Consider the following 2,045-nt stretch of genomic DNA (forward strand, 5'->3'; position numbering starts at 1 on the left):
CGCCGTTACCGGCCACCAGGTTGACGCCGCCGCCGGCGCCGTTGGCGCCGTTGCCGCCGTTACCGGAGTTGCCCGCGGCACCACCTTGACCACCGTTGCCGCCGACACCCGCCGCGGCGACGTTGCCCAAGGCGTCCGTGCCACCGAGCCCGCCGACGCCACCGTCGCCGCCGAGGCCACCGTTGCCGCCGCTGCCGCCGCTGCCGCCGTCGGCACCCGACAGGCCGCTGCCGAACACCGCGTTGACCGCGTTGACACCGTCTGCGCCGTAGCCACCGCGGCCACCGGCACCGCCGTTACCACCGGCGCCACCGGCACCGGCGTCACCCGACTCGGTTCCGCCGGCACCACCGTTGCCGCCGTTACCACCGAGGCCACCGACACCACCGTGGGTGCCGTCGCCGCCGTTGCCGAGTCCATCGACAACTCCGTCGGTACCGGCCTTGCCGGTGGATCCGACGCCACCGTTACCACCGGCACCACCGACACCGACCGCGCCGGCCGCGCCACCGTGGCCACCATCGCCACCTGCTTGCGGTGAACCGTCGCCGTGGACCAGTCCGACACCGCCGTTACCGCCGGCGCCACCGTTACCACCGGTCGCCGCGGCACCGGCCGCCCCGTCGGCGGCCTGCTGCGTCTCGCTGGCGTTCCAGCCACCCTCACCTGCCGAGCCGCCCGCAACACCGCGAAGACCACCCTGGCCGCCGTCGCCGCCGTTCCCGGCCTTGACGCCGACGCCGCCGCCGGCACCGCTGCCGCCGGCACCGCCGTTACCGGCGTTACCCGCGTCGCCGGCATTACCGCCGGCGCCGCCGAGGCCCTCGTCACCCACCAAACCATTGGCGGCGGTGCCACCGGCGCCACCGTTACCACCGGTACCGCCGTTACCGCCGTTACCGCCGTTGCCGGCGTCGCCACCGTCGGTGCCATCGCCACCGCTACCGGCGACCGCGTTCACGCCAGCCGTGCCGTCCGCGCCGTTGCCACCGTTACCGCCGTGACCGGCCGCGCCACCGTTACCGCCGGCGCCACCGTTACCCGAAACCGAACCGCCGGTACCGCCGACACCACCCTGGCCGCCCAGGCCACCGTCGGCACCATTGGTGCCGTTGCCCGAACCGTCGGTGATGCCGTCCACGGTCGCGCCGGCACCACCCTGGCCACCCGCACCGCCGTTGCCCACCAGGGCCGCAGCGCCACCGGCACCACCCGCACCGCCGCCCTGGCCGGTGTTGGTCGCACTGATCAGGCCGGCACCCGCGCCACCCTGACCGCCGGCACCACCGTCGCTGCCAGCGCCGGCATTGCCCGCCGCACCCTGGCCGCCGGCTTCGCTTCCACTGCCGCCGACGCCCGCAGCGCCCGCCGCACCGCCGACAGAACCGGCGCCACCGTTACCACCGGCGCCGGCGTTGGTGGCACCACCGCCACCGAGACCTGTACCACCGGCGCCCGCGATACCGGCGTCACCACCGTTACCGGCGTCACCACCGACACCGCCCGCACCGTCGTTGGCCGAACCACCGGCACCACCGGTACCACCCTGGCCACCCGCACCGGCGTCGCCGCCGTTACCGCCCGCGGTGTCGGCCACCGTGGCGTCCGCACCGGCGCCACCGGCGCCACCGTTACCACCGTTACCGGCGTTACCGCCCGCGCCACCGTTGCCGGAGGTGGTACCGCCGGCGCCACCGGCGCCACCGTTACCACCCGTGCCGCCGACGAAGCCCGCCAGGCCGTTGCCGTTGATGTCCGTGAGGCCGGCGACGGTGGCGCCAAGACCACCGATACCGCCCGCGCCACCGTTACCGATCGTCGCCGCGTTACCACCAGCGCCGCCGACACCACCGGCCTGTCCGGTCAGGCCGTCGCTGGCCAGGCCGACACCGGCACCACCGGCACCACCGTTGGCGCCGTCACTGCCCAGGCCGGCCAGACCCGCCTCACCGCCGGCACCGTTGGTGAGGCTGCCGACGCCGCCGACGCCTGCCTTGCCGCCCGCGCCGCCGTCGGCGCCGTTACCGCCCGTGCCGCCGTTGCCG

1 pseudogene is annotated in these 2,045 nt (G+C 75.6%); it reads right to left on the minus strand.

The annotated features are described in order from the left end of the window. A pseudogene (locus LI94_RS24055) lies at positions 1 to 2,045 on the minus strand (hypothetical protein); the annotation flags it as partial.

This window comes from Mycobacterium sp. UM_Kg27 (assembly GCF_000972905.1).
GTDB lineage: Bacteria > Actinomycetota > Actinomycetes > Mycobacteriales > Mycobacteriaceae > Mycobacterium.